The following is a 15937-nucleotide window of genomic DNA, read 5'->3' as shown; positions in this document are numbered from 1 at the left end:
GAACTGACTTGTCTGGAAAAAGCGCTTCTGGAACCGCGTGCTAGCGCCAATCGGCAAAGCAACTGCACTTTCCGGTCGAACTTCACGAGGACTCACGCACTTTTCACCACCATGGCGGTGCTGGGCGCTTCATCGCGTTCCGGTCACCGGACGGGATGCCAGCAACGGCATTGTCAAAAGAACGCCGGAGCCATCATCGCGTCCGCGCCGGTAAGGTTTGAATCCATGAAGCGGCACTCGCGCAAGCGGCACCTTCCTGTTTAGACCGATTCTTAATCGATGCTCGCTAGCGTCCGTTCGCGGAGGACAGCATGCGCATCGTCAGCAAGATCAATCTCGCCCTCGTCGGCGTCGTGGGCATATCCGCCCTGCTCAATCTTGCCGCTCTCGAACTGACCGTCATGCCGAGCTTTTTCGAACTCGAGGATACGGCCGCCCGACGGAACCAGAGCCGGGTGCTGGAGGCGATTGGAAGCCAGGAAGCGCAGGTCGCCTCATCGTCCAGAGACTACGGGTTCTGGGACGACAGTTTCGCCTTTATGAAAGGGGAAAAGGCCGACTATATCGAGAAGAACGTCAATCCCGAGTCGATCAAGGCTCTCAGCCTAAACTACATCGTCATTTTTGATCGCGACGGGACGGTCGTCCTCGACAACGGATACGAATTCTCGGGCGATGAGCCCAAGCCGCTCAGGCTGATGCCGTCGGATGCCGTAGCTGCCACGGATCCGCTGCTGGCGCCCTTCGTCGAACCAGGATCCCGAACGGGCCTCGTTCGAACCGGGGCGGGCTTCGTCGCGGTCGGATACGCGCCGATCCTGACCTCCGAGCGAACGGGGCCGGCCACGGGCACCCTTCTATTCGGCCGCATCCTCGACATCGCGGCCCTGCAGGATCAGACCAAAGTCGATTTCGAACTGCTCCCCGTCGAGGCCGAGGCTTCGGCGTCCGATGAACTGATCCGCAGCGACAAAGCTATCGAAGTCCGCTCCGTCGTCACCGGTCTTGATGGTCTTCCTATCGCCACGCTGGTGTCCAAGACGAGCCGATCCGTCTCCGCGGCCGGGCGTCAGGCGGTCTGGGCGGCCATGGTTCTGCTGGTTCTCGGCGGGCTGGTCCTCATCGCCGCCCTCGCCTTCGTCCTCCGCCATATCGCGATCAAGCGCGTGGGCGCGCTTAGAGATCATCTGTCGCAGGTCGGATCGACCGGTCAGCTCGCGATGCTGCCGGAAGACGGCAGAGGCGACGAGTTGAGCGAGACTATCGTCTCGTTCAACAGAATGGCCTCACAGCTTGCCGATCTGCGCGACTCTCTCCGGCGGCAGGACTATCATCATGGCGCCGCCGACCAGGCTGCAGGGATTCTTCACAACGTGCGCAATGCGATCAGCCCGATAGGCACGATCGCCTGGGATCTGACTCGCCGAGAAGAGGCGCCCTGGAAACGGAACCTCGCCAAAGCCCTGGACGAAATCGCGGATCCCATGCTTCCCGCGGAACGTGCGGGAAAGCTGCATAAGTTCGTCGTCATGTCCACCGCGAAGCTGCTCGAGGAAGGCGGAACCAGACATGCGGACCTTCAAACGCTGACAGCCATGGTCCGTCACGTCGACGAGATCCTGAAGGAAGAGGACGTGGCTTCCAAAGGGCAGCGGGTCGTCGAACGGATCGATCTGAGCTCCTCGATCGCGAGCGCGGCGAAACTGATCTCCGGGAAGGACGGCATCGAGCTTCTGGTGAATGTCGAGCCTGACGCAGCCGTGCTCGGACACCGCATCGCGTTCGAACAGATCCTCGGCAATCTGCTCGTCAATTCCGCAGAGGCGATACATGCTACTGGCCGAGGCCATGGCAGGATCGAGATCGAGATCGCCGAGCTCGACACGGGCGGCACGACCGCTCTTGCCATCATGCTGCGAGACGATGGCGAAGGTATCGAGCCGGGACGGCTGGAGACGATCTTCGAGAAGGGATACTCCACTCGGCGCGACCGTTCCGGCGGGACTGGCCTGCACTGGTGCGCGAACGCCGTCGGCGCGATGAACGGAAGACTGTTCGCAAGAAGCGAGGGGCCGGGCCAAGGCGCGACCTTGCACCTGATACTTCCCCGCGACGCTGCCGAATTCAAGGACGCTGCATGACCTCCTCCGCCAAACCTCGGCGTATCCTTGTCGTCGACGACGATGCACAACTACTGGAAGCTTACGGCCGTGTCCTTGGCGACCTGGTCACGAAGTCCTCGCTCGACGGCGACGCGTTCGATGATCTTTCCGAGGAGTTGTTCGGTGGCGAGACGTCCGCCGCCGATGCACAGGGCCTGATCGACGACATCGTGTATTGTCGCCAGGGCGAGCATGCCATTGCCATAGTGGAAACCGCTGCGGCTGAAGGAAGACCGTTCGCCATCGCTTTCATCGACATGCGCATGCCACCGGGGATCGACGGCCTGGAAACAGCCCGGCGCATCCGTCTGCTCGACCCGGACGTGAACCTGGTCATCGTCACGGGCTACTCCGATCATAAGCCTTCGGAGATCTCTCTCGCTATCGGGCGGCCGGAGAAGCTCTTCTACCTCCTGAAACCGTTCGATGTGGGAGAACTGCAGCAGCTGGCGACCGCCCTTGCCTATCGCTGGAGCACAGACAACGCGGTTACCGACGAACTCGCCCTTCGAGTGGCCGAACTCGAAAGGTTGAACGCTCAGCTGAAGGCCAGCGAGGCCAAAGCGCAGGAAGCGGCTCGCGTCGACGCCTTGACGGGCCTGTCGAACCGGACGGGATTGAGCGAGCGCTTCCAGCACGACGTGCTCCTGTCGGCAGAGGATGGAGACCGTCGGCTCTCCGTCCTCTACCTCGATCTCGATCGCTTCAAGGACGTCAACGATTCCCTCGGGCACCCGGTCGGCGACGAGCTGATACGCCAGTTCGCGGTTCGCATCCGCGACGCGGTAGGCGACGACGGGTTCGCCGCACGACTCGGCGGAGACGAATTCGCAGTCATCTCGATGAAGCGCGGTTCGATGGAAGTCGTCGCCGCCAAGCTGCTCGCGACTTGCTCCGAGCCCTACGATGTCGGCGGACAGATCGTCCTGACGAGCGTATCGATCGGAATCGCCCATTCACCACCCGGCACGGCCAATCTGGTGGAGGCGATGCGGCAGGCCGATATCGCCCTTTACGCAGCCAAGGCCGCCGGCCGTGGTGTGGCTCTAGAATTTGAGCGCTCCATGGAAAGGGATATTCTCGGAGCACAGCATCTGGCGCGGGACCTAGCGGAAGCCATAAGGTCCGATTCCCTGGCACTGCACTACCAGCCCCTGGTCTGTGCCGAAGGCGTTCCCATCAGCAGTGTCGAGGCGCTGCTGCGTTGGCAGCACCCGGTGCGAGGGTTCATTCCACCGATCGAGTTCATCCAGGTCGCAGAAAAGACAGATCTCATCCGCGAACTCGGAAGCTGGGTCATCCGCCGGGCATTCAGAGATGCCCGCCAGTGGCCGGGTCTCGTCACCGCGATCAATCTCTCGCCTGCTCAACTCCGTGCACCCGATTTCATCGATGGTCTGCGCTCGCTCGTCTTGGAGATGGGCGTCAACCCGTCGATGTTCGAGTTCGAGGTCACCGAGACGGTGCTGATAGACGATATCGAATTGGCTTCCCGACGGCTGCGCCAGCTGAAGGAAATGGGTTTCAGGCTTGCACTCGACGACTTCGGCAGCGGCTATGCCAGCCTCGCCTACCTCGCCCGCATTTCGTTCGACAAGCTCAAGATCGACCGCTCCTTCGTGCATGACCTCGGCATCGGGGAAGGCGCCGAGGGGGTGGTCCGGTCGATCGTCGGGCTGGGCCTGGCCCTGAAGCTGTCGATCACCGCAGAGGGTGTTGAGCATATGCACCAGCATCGGCTTCTGCGGGATGTCGGGTGCCACGACCTTCAGGGATTCCTTTTCCATAGGCCCTTGCCAGCCGATGAAGTCGTGGCACTCCTGACAGACCGTGCGCTCCAGCGCGCATCCTGAGAGGATCCAGAACCCTGCCACGCGTTCGTCGCCGTTCACTGAAGTCGACGGTGATGCATTCGACAAATGGACGCATTCTGTGAAGCGTTCCAGCAGGCCTTCGAAATTCCTACAGTCTTATCTAGGCACCGATTTTACGGCTTCGCGAAGTAATTTGGGAATTCCTGCGCCTATCCGGTTTCACTCCGTACGTCCTTGAGGACGCTGCCTTCCGCAGGTCACTGAACAACTATAATGGGAGTGCCGGCTCAGAGATGGCAATCGGCGCGACCGGCCGACGTCGCTCTTCGTAGCAGACCTATCGGACTTATTTCCGTGCAGTTGCCATGGCCGGTGATCCTAATGGTCTTCGTCGGAGGATCCTACCCCTCGCCGTAAGGGCAGGGGCTCGAACGAAGTTCGGACGAGACGGCAGCGAGATCACTGCCCTCGCCGGCGTGCAGATAGTCGTCGGCAAGACCCGGTCGGAAGCACAGAAAAAGCTCGATAACTACCAAGATTACTACGATGGAAGCGACGTTGGCTGCCTACGCGGGCTATAGCGGGCTCGACCTGTCCCGATATTCCGACGACTAGCCGCTTGCCAAGACTACGGGACACACGGAGTCGGCCTCCGCGTCCGCTCCGCTTCCAGCCGGAGACCTCAGGCGCCGCTACGCCCGGGTCGAGGGCAACAGCGGCCTGACCTTCCTCGGCACGCCTGCCGAGATCGCCGACGGCATTGCTGCCTACGTCGATGCCTCCGGCGTGGACGGGTTTCTACTGCAACAGCTTGTCGCTCCAGAGTCCTTCGAAAGTTTTGCAGAGCTGGTTGTGCCCGAACTCATCGAACGGGGCCTCTATCGCTCGGCCGCGCCGACGGGCACGTTGCGCTCGCGCCTCCGCCAGGACGGTGGCGACCGACTGCCCGCCAGCCACCCGGCGGCACGTCACCGTTTCGACGCTTGATCACCCCACCGACCCCTTGTCCCCAACGAAAGAATTCCATTGAGCTATCAAGCCGCGCCCGATCGCTACGACAATGCCTCATTCCGCCGTGTCGGCCGAAGCGGCCTCGTATTGCCGCCTCTGTCCTTCGGACTCTGGCACAATTTCGGCGACAGCAACCCTCTCGAACGTCAGCGTCCGATCATCTTCAAGGCCTTCGACCTCGGCATCACCCATTTCGACCTGGCCAATAATTACGGGCCTCCCTACGGAAGTGCCGAGATCAATTTCGGCCGCATCCTGAAGGAGGATCTCGCCGCCTATCGCGACGAACTGGTGATCTCCACCAAGGCCGGTTGGGACATGTGGCCTGGCCCCTACGGGCAAGGCGGCGGCGGGCGGAAATACATGCTCTCCAGCCTCGACCAGAGCTTGAAGCGGCTCGGTGTCGACTATGTCGACATTTTCTACTCCCACCGCTTCGATGCCGACACACCGCTCGAAGAGACCGCCGGCGCGCTTGCCAGCGCCGTGGAACAGGGGAAGGCTCTCTATGTCGGGATCTCGTCCTATTCCGGTGCGAAGACACGGGAGATCGCCAGACTCCTGGCCGCGCTCAACGTGCCGCTGCTGATCAACCAACCCGCCTACAACCTCTTCAACCGCTGGATCGAAGCGGACCTACTCGACGCCGCCGATGAGACGGGCACCGGGATCATCGCGTTCACCGCCTTGGCGCAAGGGCTGCTGACCAACAAGTATCTCAGCGGAATCCCAGCCGATGCGCGGATCAATCGTCCTGGAGGCGACTCCCTCCCTGCAGCCCATCTACGCGAAGAAAACCTCATCCGCGTTCGGGCGCTCGACGCCATCGCCAAGCGTCGCGGACAGACGCTGGCGCAGCTGGCGCTCGCCTGGGTGCTGCGCGATCCACGCGTCACGTCGACACTGATCGGTGCTAGTTCGCCCGAGCAGGTGATCGAGAACGTCGCCACGCTCGACAACATCGCCTTCACCTCCGAGGAGCTGGCCGAGATCGACATTCACGCGGTTGAGGGCGGCATCAACCTCTGGGACAAGCCCTCGCACGACCAGCCGATTTGAAACGAAAGGGCCGCCGGCGTGAGCGGGCGGCCCTTTCGAGTTCGTTCGATCGGATGCGGCGCCGGCCGACTATCCGGCGACTCGCCGGGCGCTGGCGGCAAGGACGACAAGGATCAGGAGGCCGGTCGCTACCTGCTGCCAGTAGAAGCTGATGCCAGTGAGCAGCAGGCCGTTGGCGAGGATCGCCAGTAGCAGGACGCCTATGAGCGTTCCTGCCACATTGGGGCGCCCTTCCCGGCTGAGCGTCGTTCCGATGAAGGCAGCGCCAATGGCGTTCAGCAGGAAGGCATTGCCGGAGCTCGGGACATAGACGTTGACCGTGGCGGATAGCACGAGGCCTGCCACGGCGGCTGACGACGCCGTCCCGATGAAGACACCGGCAAGGACCCGGCGGGTCTGCAGTCCGGAGTAGCGGGCGACGCCGGGCTGCGTGCCGATCGCCAGCACTACCCGGCCGAAGCGCGTCGCGGCAAGCGCAAGCAGCGTCAGCGCCAGCAGGAAGACCGCGAGCAGCGGGACCGGCATCCCGAGTAGCGCGCCATGACCGAGCCAGGCTAAGGACGGCGGAATGCCCGCCTGCGGCAGGTAGACCGGGTTTCCACCATTGGTCAGCAATTGCTGGCCGCTGCGGCCGATGAAGAGGGTGCCGAGCGTCGCCAGGAACGGGCTGATGCCGAGGCCGGCGATCAGGACGGCGTTCAAGGCACCGACGAGCGCACCGGCGCCGACCCCGGCGATCGCCGCCACGGCCATCGGCTGGCCCGCCAGCACGAGCGAGACGAAGGTCAGCGCCGAGAAATCGATCGCGGTGCCGACAGAGAGATCGATGCCACCCGCGGACATCGCGAGCGTCATCGCCAGCGACACGATAGCGAGCAGGGCGAAATTGTTGACGAGCAGGCTTTGCAGATTGCCGGGAGTCAGGAACGACGATGTCGCCAGCGAGAAGTAGCCGACGAAGAGGGCGAGAGCGGCGATCACCGCGAATCGCGGCAGAGCCTGCAGCCAGCCGTATGCACCGAAGCGGGGGACCTGGAGCACGGTCATTCCGGAGCCTCGCGCAGCAGCGTCGTCGCAGCGACGACGAGGATGATCAGGACGCCCTGCACGCCGTTAACGAGCGTCGAGGACAGGTTGAGCAGCTGGAAACCGTTGACAAGCATGCCGACGAACAGGGTCGACAGGAAAGTGCCGGGCACGGTCGGCAGCAGGCGGCGCGGAAACACTACGCCGAGCAGCGCCGTGACCACCACCGACAGCAGCATCTCGCCGGAGCCTGTGGTCGAGCCGCTGAGATTGGCGACGGAAAGGATGCCGGCAAGACCGCCGCAGAGGCCGGATGCCAGATAGCTGCCGGCGACCAGCCGCCGCACCGGCAGCCCGGCGGCCCGCGCCGCCTCGCGGAATCCGCCGACGGCATAGAGGCGCAGGCCGATCGGGGTGAATTGCAGGATCGCCGTAGCCAAAAAGACGAAGCCGACCAGCACGTATGCGAGGATAGGCACGAAAAACGGACCGTAGCCGGACAGCGCCGACAGCAGCGGCGTCGCGGCCGGCACCACGGTGTTCCGGGTCAGTACCAGCTCGATGCCGGCGACGATGTTCATCACGGCCAAGGTGGCCAGCAGCGGCACGACGCGCAGCAGCGTGACAGCGATGGCGTTGACGGCACCGATGGCAAGACGGGTGGAAAGGGCGGCGGTGACCGCGACCGTATCGCCGTGTCCCCGCTGCACCAGCACGGCGTAGACCGCGGCGGACAGGCCCATGTTCGCCGCTAGCGACAGGTCGATGCCGCCGCTGACGACGTTCGACCCGCCTGCAGCGAGAACCGCGGTCAGGCCGACGGCGAGGACGCCGAGAATGGCCGCCTGGCCGAACACGTTACCGAGATTACCTACGCTGAAGAAGAACGGCGCCGTGGCAGCGAATAGGACGAAAAGCCCGGCAAAAGCGACGAGCGACCCGGCCCGGAGCAGGGCAGCGCCGAGATCGGACTGGCCTGATGCCGTGACCGGATCGTCGTCCGCGGAGAAGCCGGTACTATCCGACATTCCGGCTCCCTTCGTAGGCGCCGGTGACGAGGGCCAGCAGCGATTGTTCGCTCGCCGCGTCGGCGGCGACATCCTCGACGATCCGGCCCCTCACCATGACGAGAACGCGGTCGGCGATACCAGCGAGTTCGGCAAGATCCGAGGACAGGATCAGCACCGCGGCGCCCCGGGCGGCGAGGTCGCCGATCAGCCCGTAGATCTCGACTTTCGACCCTACGTCGACACCGACGGTCGGCTCGTCGAGGATGTAGACATCGGATTGGCGGCTGAGCCATTTGGCGATCGCCACCTTCTGCTGGTTGCCGCCGGACAACGTGCCGACCGCGGCATCGCGGCCGTCGGTCTTGATCGCCAGACGCCCAATCAGCGCGTCGACCTCGCGTCGTTCGCGCAGCCGCGACAGGAAGCCGAAGCGGGAGAAGCGCCTGAGGCCGGCAAGCGTGGTGTTCTCCAAGACGCTGAGCGCCAAAGCGACCCCGTGGCCGCGCCGGTCCTCAGGCACCAGCGCCACCGAGCGTGCCACCGCAGCCGCGGGCGAAGCCGCCCGTCCGGTGGTGCCGAGCACCTCGACCTCGCCGCCGTCTGCGATGTCGAGGCCGAAGAGCACGCGCACCAGATCCTTTGCGCCGGAGCCAACGAGACCGGTCAGTCCGACGACCTCGCCACGTCGGACCTGGAAGGATACGTCTTGAAAGCCGCCCTTGCGATAGAGATGGCGTGCCGCCAGCGCGACGTCGCCGATCGGCACCGTGCGCTTCGGGAACATCTCCCCGACGTCGCGTGCGATCATCAGCTCCGCGATCTCGCGGGCGGGCACCTGCCGCGGATCGACCGTCGCGACGTCCCGGCCGTTGCGCATCACCGTCACCCAATCGCATAAAGCTTCGATCTCGGCGAGATAGTGGGAGATGTAGAGGATGGTCACGCCCTCCGCCTTGAGGCGACGGATCAGCCCGAACAGGATTTCCGCCTCGCGCCGAACCAGCGAGGCTGTCGGCTCGTCGAAGACGAGAATCGACGGCTTCCGCAGCAGGGCGCGGGAAATCTGAATGATCTGTCGCTCGGCGGTGGTCAGCTCTGACACCAGCGCGTCCCTCGGCAAGGCGATGCCGAAATAGTCCTGCAGCGTCGCCTCTGCCTGCCGCTCCATGCCGCGGCGGTCGAGAAACGGCGTTCCCGGCCGGCGCAACTCGTGGCCGAGGAACAGCGCCTCGCCGACCGTGAAGCTCTGCACAAGCAGGCGGTCCTGGTGGATGAAGTGGATGCCGATCGCCTCGGCGCGAGCCGGCGTCAGCGTTCCGGCGACGACACCGTCGATGGCAATGCTGCCGCCGTCCGGACGGTGGATGCCGGCGAGCAGCTTGATCAGGGTCGACTTGCCGGCTCCGTTCTGGCCAACCAGACCATGGATCGTGCCTCGTTCCACATGAAGCGATGCTTCGTCCAAGGCCGTGACGCCGCCGAAATGCTTGCTGACGCCCCCGACATCGAGAGCGAGCGGTACCTTCTCTTTCATGGAAAGTCCGCCCCTCCCGGTCCGCGGCGTCATGCGAATTCCCTTACCCGCATGGCGCCGCCCGTCGTCATCAGCTCAGACCGAGGGTCTTCGACACCTGATCGATGTTAGCCTTGTTGGCGAGGATCGCCGGCACGTAGGTCTCGCGTGGTACGGTCTGGCCGGCGAGATGCCGGGCGACGTTCCGGATCGCGATGCGGCCGATCTCGGTCGGCTGTTGGGCGACGTTGCCACCCGCGGCGGAAGCCGGATCTCGCAGGAGCTGCAGCACTTCCGGACTGCCGTCGACGCCGTAGGTGTGGATCTCCGTACGGCCCGCCGATGCCAGCGCCTGCGAGGCGCCGAGCTGCGGAATGTCCCAGGCCGACCAGATCGCCTTGATCGAGCCCTTCTCCGGAAAACGGTTGAGGATAGCCGTGGTCTGCGCGAAAGCATCCTGCACCGTGTTCGGGATGACGTCGCGCAGCTCCGGATCGAGGATGGTGATCTTCGGGAAGTACTTGATGACGTTGCGCAGCTGGTCGTAGCGGATGGCGCAGGGCGTCACGCCGTAGAAACCGTTAAACACGACGATCTGCCCCTCGCCGCCGATGTCCGAGACCAGCTGCAGGGCCAGCGAAGAGCCGATCTGCCAGTTGTCGGAGGTGGTGTTGTTCAGCGAGTTCGGAGTGCCGACGTCGATCGTGAAGACCGGGATGCCCGCGTCACCCGCCTTCTTCAGCCAGGGGTCGATGACGCTCAGCGTGCCGAGTGTCTGGACAAGGGCATCGGGCCGCTGCGCGATCAGCGTCTGCAGCTGCGAGACCAGCTTCTGGTCGTTGCGCTGGCCGTCCACCGCCAGCGGCTCCCCGCCGAGGCGCTTCACCTCTTCCACCTGCGCATTGTAGGCGGTGAGGTCGAAATGGTGGTCGGTGCCGGTGACCGAGATCGCGATGCGCTTTCCGGCAAGTGATGGCACGTCGGCCGCATTGGCGGCGCGGGCCGGCACGGTGAAACCTGCCTTCCCCGCCAGTGCCACGGCGCCTACCGCCATGGTGGCCTTGAACAACGTTCGGCGTGCGATACCGGCTGGTTCGATGTGCTCGCTCATAGGAAAGTCCCTCTCCGAAAAGTCCGCCTCCCCAAAGGCTTCGCGATCAGTATATCGAATTGCTGGATTGATGAGAGGCCAGCCGTTTCGTTACGGCCCCGATGCGCGGAAAGGATCTCAGGCAAATCGTAGCCACGAGGAACAATCCTTCCGCAGATATCGATGGCTACTCGGCAGCGGAAAGGCGGTGCCCGGATTGCAGACGGACAAGATCGCGGTAGCCGGCCCCGGGATGGTTCTCGGGAAGACGTGCGCCTTCGCCGAACAGTTTTTCGCGCAGCGTACCGCCGGCATAATCGTGCTTGTAGATGCCACGGCGCTGCAGCTCCGGCACCAGATGCTCGACCACGTCCTCGAAGGTCTCGTGTGCGAGGACATAGGCGAGGTTGAAGCCGTCGACGTCGGTCTCTTCGACCCATTCCTCGATCAGATCGGCGACGGTCTCCGGGCTGCCGACGAACAGCGGACCGAGGCCGCCGATGCCGATCCAGTCGGCGAGCTCGTCCACCGTCCAGGTCTTCGACGGGTCGGCGCTCGAAAACGCCTCGACCGAGGACTGCACGGCGTTGCTCTTGACGTGGCGGAGCGGCTGGTCCGGCGCATAGGCGGAGAAGTCGATGCCGAGCCAGCCGGAAGCGAGCGCCAAGGCGCCGTCGCGGCTGATGTACTGGCTGTAGTCGCGGTATTTCACCTGCGCCTTGGCGTCGGTCTCGTCGACGATGATGGTTTGCAAGTTGAATATCTTGACCGAATGCGGATCGCGGCCGGCCGCTGCGACGGCGGCGCGGATACCGGCCACGGTCTTCTTCAGCACGGTCTTCGAGGGCTGCGCTACGAAGACGCATTCGGCATGCGCGCCGGCGAACTGGCGGCCGCGGGTCGAGGCGCCGGCTTGGTAGAGCACCGGCGTGCGCTGCGGCGAGGGCTCGGAAAGATGGATGCCGGGAACCTTGTAGTAGTGCCCGTCATGCGCGATCGGGTGCACCTTCGCGGGATCGGTGAAAATCCGGCGCTCCTTGTCGCGCAGCACGGCCCCCTCCTCCCAGCTGCCTTCCCAGAGCTTGTAGCAGACCTCGAGATATTCCTCGGCGACGTCATAGCGATCGTCATGCGCGCCCTGCTTGGCTTGGCCGATGTTCTTGGCGCCACTGTCGAGATAGGAGGTGACGATGTTCCAACCGGCGCGGCCCTTGGTCAGGTGATCCATCGTCGAGATCCGCCTGGCGAAGGTGTAGGGGTGCTCGAAGGAGAGAGAAGCGGTGAGACCGAAGCCGATATGCTCCGTCACCGCCGCCATTGCCGGCACCAGTTGCAGTGGATCGTTCACCGGCGCCTGGGTGGAATGGCGAAGGGCCGCATCGAGATTGCCGCCATAGACGTCGTAGACCCCCAGCACGTCGGCGATGAACACTCCGTCGAAGCGACCGCGCTCCAGGAGCTTGGCGAGGTCGGTCCAGTAGTCGATGTCCTTGTACTGCCAGGACCGGTCGCGGGGATGGGCCCAGAGGCCGGGCGACTGGTGGCCGACGCAGTTCATCTCGAAGGCGTTCAGTCGGATTTCGCGGGTCATCTCGAATCTCTCAGATCGCGCCATGGCGGGGCGGATTGACGCCGTTCAGCCAGTAATCGCCGACGAAGCGGTACTTCCACAGCACAGGGTCATGCACGGCATGGGTCCGTGCGTTGCGCCAGAAGCGGTCGAGGTCGTGCTTGGCCAGCGTCGCGCTGGCGCCACCGAGCTCGATCAGCTTAGAGCCGGCCAGGAGGGCAGCCTCGGTGGAGATGATCTTGGCTTCAGCCACTGCGATCGAGGCGGCGGCGACGCTGTCGGCCGAAAGCTCACGTGTTGCCGTATCGACGAAGCGGCCGGCGCGGGCGAGCAATGCCTTGGCGCCCTCGACCCGGATCTTCACCTCGCCGATCGTGGCGATCACATGCGGATCATCGCCGTGCCGCTCGGTGCCGGCGTCGCGCCAAGGCCGGGCGACTTCGCGGACGAAGCGGATCGTCTCGGCCAGCGCACCTTCGGCGAGGCCCTGCTGGATGGCGGCGTGCATGATCTGCGCGAAAGGTCCCATCGGCGTCGGCCTCTCGAACAGGGCAGCGAAGGAGAGGACTGCGGACGGAAGTACCCGCACGCCATCGAGCACGGTGCTGCCGGAGCCGGTGATGCGTTGGCCGAAGCCGGACCAGTCGTCGACCACGGTGACGCCCGGCGCATTTTTCGGCACGAAGGCGACGACGGCACGCTCGTCATCCCCGGTGGCGACGACCACGATCCAGTCGGCAAACAGCACGCCGGTCGAGTAGAATTTTCGACCATCCAGCAGGAATTCGCCGCCGACCGTTGTGAGGCGCGTCGTCTGGTCGTGCGCCGTCTTGGTGCCGGTCTCCGAGAGGGCATTGCCGAGACGCTCGCCGGCAAGCACGCGGCCGTAGAAGAAGCGCTTCTGCTCCTCCGTACCTTCGAGACGCAGGGCTTCGAGCATAAAGAAATGGTTCTGCGGAATCTGGCCGATCGAGCCGTCGGCGGCGGCAAGCAGCGCGATCACCCGGGCGACGGTACCGGAGGATACGCCAGCGCCGCCAAAGGCCTTCGGTACCGTGATCGCAAGCAGGCCGGATTGCGAGAGCTGGTCCATCTCGGCGAAGGGCAGGCGTCGCTCCCGGTCGCGATCGGCCGCACCTCTGGCGAACTCCCCCGACAGCGCAGTGGCCACGGCGATCGCTTCGGCATCATCGGCGATACGGTGGACGTCGCGGTAGCGGACGGGCGGCGCTTCGGAAGACGCAGGGAGCACGGCGCTGAGGTCGAGGGCGGCGGCGGTCATCGGCGGATCCTGATCTGTCTAGTTTTCGGTGCAGCCAAGGCCTCAGCTCCAGGCATGGCGCGGCGGCGCGATGCCGTTCAGCGCATGATTGCCGACGTGGAAATACTTCCAGCGCACCGGGTCGTGCAGCGTGTGGGTGCGGGCGTTGCGCCAGTGCCGGTCGAGATTGTGCACACCGAGCGTCGATCGTGTTCCGGCCAACTCGTGCAGTTTCGTGCCGGCGAGGAGGGCGATTTCCGTGGTCAGCACTTTGGCTTCGGCAACGGCTACTGCAGTCTCGGCCGCCGCCTCGTCCGACGGATCGTCGAGAATTCCGTCGATGAAATGCCCGGCGCGTTCGAGCAACGCCTCGGCGGCATGCAGTTTTGCCGTGAGGTCGCCGATCGCGGCGATGGTGAAGACGTCCTCGTGGCCATGCTCCTGCCCGCTGTCGATCCAGGGCCGGCTGTGGTTACGGACGAAGTGGACAGTGTCATCGACGGCGCCACGGGCGATGCCGAGGTCGACGGCGGCCTGGATCAGCTGCGAGACGCTGCCGTTCGACGAGGCATGGACCCCGCCGAGATAAGCGGGGATCACCGCCTCCGGCCCGACCTCGACGTTTTCGATGACGACGTTGCCGCTTGCCGTGGTGCGCTGGCCGAAACCCGACCAGCTGTCGATGATGGTAAGACCCGGCGTGCCGCGCTCGGCGATGGCGAGGTTCACGTTCCCATCGGTGTCCACGGCGCCGATGTGGATGTAGTGGGCGAACAGCGCGCCGGTGGCGTAGAATTTTTCGCCATTGACCTCGAAGCGGTTGCCGTTCGGTCGGATCGTCGTCTCGAAGGCACCGACATGCCGACTCTTCGCTTCGGAAAAAGCGTTGCCGAGCCGATAGCCTTGCAGCACCCTTCCGTACCAGAGCCATTTCTGCTTCTCGCTGGCGGTGACGCGGATGGCGTCGAGGGCCGCGAGGTGGTTCTGCGGGATCTGGCCAATCGAGGGGTCGGCGGCCGAGATGGTGGCGATCACCTCGGCCAGCGTCGCGAAGGAGACCCCCGCTCCACCAAAGGCTTTCGGCACGGTGATGCCCCAGAGGCCCGAGCCTGAGAATCGGTCGAGCTCGGCTGCCGGCAGCCGCCTTTCACGATCGCGCTCGGCGGCGCCGACGACGAATTCGGCGGCGAGTTCGTGGGCAATCGTGATCGCTTCAGCATCACTCGTAATGCGATGGGCGTTCGGGATCAGTTCGAATTGGGGCAACGGTTCGGCTGCAAGCGACATGGCGCTCTCCTGCTGAGGCCCAAACCGTCATGCGACGGCGCGGGCCGGGCAAACTGGTCAGTTGGTGGCGGTCGTCTTGATCCAGTCGGCGGTCACGGCACCCTCGATCTTGAACTCGGGGAGCTTCGCGTTCAGCTCATCTTCGCTCTTGACGTCGTTGTCGATCAGGAACTGGCGGGTGATCAGAGTCGGTGGCAGCAGGATCTTCGTCTCCTTGAGCTCGCCGGTCAGCGCCAGCGCCACGGCCCGGACGGCGGCTGCGCCGGTGCCGGCGGCACTGATGGCGGCGGTGGCGACCCAAGGGCTGTTCGGCTCGCGGATCGCCTGGATATCGGAGGTCGAGACATCGACGCTGTAGATCTTCACCTGGTCGTTCAGGCTGTTCTCGTCGACGGCGATCTTGGCGCCGCGGGCGAACTCGTCCCATGGCGCCAGAACGACGTTGATTTCCGGGTTGGAGCGAAAGACGGCGGCGGTCTGGTTGGCGACGGTCTGGGCCGGCGTGTCGTCGACCGCACCCCACTGCGCGAGCTGCTGGACCTTCGGATGCGAGGCCTTGAAGGCCTGCCAGACCTTGTCTCGCTTATCGAGCGCCGGGAATCCCTCGACATAGATATAGCCGGCCTTGAAGTCCTCGCCATTGTCCTTGATCGCCTGGCCGAGCACGAGGTCGAGCTGCTTGGACTCATCCTGGTCGATGAGGATCACCTCCTTCTGCGGCAGCTCGATGTTCTGGACGGCGATCTTGATTCCGGCATCAATCGCTTCCTGGACGACGTCCGACACCGCCTCGCCCTTGCCACCGGCGATGATGATGCCGTCGACGCCGAGATTGATCGCCTGGCGCAGCTGCTCGCGCTGCTCGTCCGGCTTCTGCCGGCCCTGGAAGGAGCGCAGCTCGATGCCGAGCGCGTCGGCCTGGCGCTTCACGCCCGCTTCGTAGTTCTGGTAATAGTCGCCACCCGAGAGATAGACGATCAAGGCAAGCGTCACGCCGCCCTTGTCGAACGGCGCCGGGGCGCCGGCGATGCCGGCAGCCTCGGCAAATGAGCCTGCCAGCGGCATTGCGGCAAAGGTCGCCCCGAGCAGGAGAGTGGCGGCGGAGAATTTCAGCAGGCTGCGGCGCTTCATGGG

General features: G+C 64.5%; 11 protein-coding genes. 3 read left to right on the top strand and 8 right to left on the bottom strand.

From position 1 onward, the window contains the following. The first annotated feature begins 311 nt into the window (after positions 1-311). From ACZL02_RS21950 to mgrA, 3 genes are all read left to right on the top strand, one after another. Positions 312-2141 carry a CHASE4 domain-containing protein gene (locus ACZL02_RS21950; RefSeq protein WP_472940835.1) on the top strand — a complete coding sequence of 610 codons (1830 nt, stop codon included), beginning with the start codon at positions 312-314 and terminating at the stop codon, positions 2139-2141. Beyond that, a complete protein-coding gene (locus ACZL02_RS21945; RefSeq protein ID WP_472940834.1) occupies positions 2138-4015 on the top strand; it encodes a putative bifunctional diguanylate cyclase/phosphodiesterase in 1878 nt (625 codons plus the stop codon). The genes ACZL02_RS21950 and ACZL02_RS21945 overlap by 4 nt, the downstream gene beginning before the upstream one ends. 987 nt (positions 4016-5002) lie before the next feature. Continuing rightward, positions 5003-6046 (top strand): L-glyceraldehyde 3-phosphate reductase, encoded by a 1044-nt coding sequence (gene mgrA, locus ACZL02_RS21940; protein ID WP_472940833.1) that lies wholly within the window; start codon positions 5003-5005, stop codon positions 6044-6046. A gap of 69 nt (positions 6047-6115) precedes the next feature. Here the strand turns inward: mgrA and ACZL02_RS21935 are convergent, their stop codons facing one another. From ACZL02_RS21935 to ACZL02_RS21900, 8 genes are all read right to left on the bottom strand, one after another. Further along, the gene (locus tag ACZL02_RS21935) at positions 6116-7093 is read right to left on the bottom strand and encodes an ABC transporter permease (protein WP_472940832.1); all 978 of its coding nucleotides are present in this window, start codon (positions 7091-7093) and stop codon (positions 6116-6118) included. Next, positions 7090-8100: an ABC transporter permease gene (locus ACZL02_RS21930; protein ID WP_472940831.1), complete on the bottom strand. Its 1011-nt coding sequence runs from the start codon at positions 8098-8100 to the stop codon at positions 7090-7092. The genes ACZL02_RS21935 and ACZL02_RS21930 overlap by 4 nt, the downstream gene beginning before the upstream one ends. Further along, a complete protein-coding gene (locus tag ACZL02_RS21925) occupies positions 8090-9616 on the bottom strand; it encodes a sugar ABC transporter ATP-binding protein (protein ID WP_472940830.1) in 1527 nt (508 codons plus the stop codon). The genes ACZL02_RS21930 and ACZL02_RS21925 overlap by 11 nt, the downstream gene beginning before the upstream one ends. A gap of 70 nt (positions 9617-9686) precedes the next feature. Continuing rightward, positions 9687-10706, bottom strand: a complete 1020-nt coding sequence (locus ACZL02_RS21920) for a sugar ABC transporter substrate-binding protein (protein WP_472940829.1) — start codon at positions 10704-10706, stop codon at positions 9687-9689. A gap of 166 nt (positions 10707-10872) precedes the next feature. Then, complete coding sequence (locus ACZL02_RS21915; protein WP_472940828.1) at positions 10873-12276, bottom strand: LLM class flavin-dependent oxidoreductase; 1404 nt, start codon at positions 12274-12276, stop codon at positions 10873-10875. Between the two features lie 10 nt (positions 12277-12286). Then, positions 12287-13537 carry an SfnB family sulfur acquisition oxidoreductase gene (locus ACZL02_RS21910; RefSeq protein ID WP_472940827.1) on the bottom strand — a complete coding sequence of 417 codons (1251 nt, stop codon included), beginning with the start codon at positions 13535-13537 and terminating at the stop codon, positions 12287-12289. Positions 13538-13579: 42 nt separating this feature from the next. Further along, entirely contained in the window at positions 13580-14803 is a 1224-nt protein-coding gene (locus ACZL02_RS21905) for an SfnB family sulfur acquisition oxidoreductase (protein WP_472940826.1), read from the bottom strand. 57 nt (positions 14804-14860) lie between these two features. After that, entirely contained in the window at positions 14861-15934 is a 1074-nt protein-coding gene (locus tag ACZL02_RS21900) for a substrate-binding domain-containing protein (protein WP_472940825.1), read from the bottom strand. Between the last annotated feature and the right edge of the window lie 3 nt (positions 15935-15937).

It is taken from the genome of Mesocryomonas fontinalis, from assembly GCF_055730125.2.
Note: the sequence above shows the minus strand (reverse complement) of the source record. Positions and strands in the feature narration are given on the sequence as shown.